We start from the raw sequence: 553 nt of genomic DNA on the forward strand, positions 1-553 counted from the left end.
GCCCTGGGTGGTGCTTTCCTTCGAGGTGTCGGAGCCGGCCGATTCGCCAACGCCGCGGCTGGCCAGSAGGTCATCCTCGTTGACGGTGACGTCGCCGCCGTTGGCRGCCGGCGTCAGGTCGGTGATCACSGGCGGYGAGTTGCCGATCGARATSGTCAGCGTGGTGTGCGAGGTGTCGCCGTCGCCGTCCTTGATGGTGTAGGTGAAGACGTCGTCATGGCCGCCGGCCGAGCCGGCATCGCGGGTATAGGTGTAGGTGCCGTCGGCGGCCAGCGTCAGCTTGCCGTAGRKGCCCTGGATCKGSRYGCCGAGYGTKGCKGCATTGTCGACGTCGGCATTGGTGTTGCCGGCGGCGACGCCRACCACTGYMGCGCCGTCGGCGCCCTTGGTGTCGGCAACCCCGTCGGTCGTGTTGCCGTCGAGGGCATCGGTTCCGCCRRYCAGCACATTGCCGGTGGCCGGGCCGAACAGGCCGGCCCCGATGCTGTCGATGTCGGCRACYGCSGTCGGCACGTCRTCGACGATGTTGACGGTGAGCGTGCCTGTGGCGTTC

1 protein-coding gene is annotated in these 553 nt (G+C 68.9%); it reads right to left on the minus strand.

What is annotated here, in order from left to right; all coding sequences use genetic code 11:
* Nucleotides 1–553, minus strand: a 553-nt coding sequence (locus AC1DX0_RS36935; protein WP_477359622.1) for an Ig-like domain-containing protein, incomplete at both ends; no start/stop codon positions are given.

The organism is Mesorhizobium sp. P3_A9 (genome assembly GCF_056402975.1).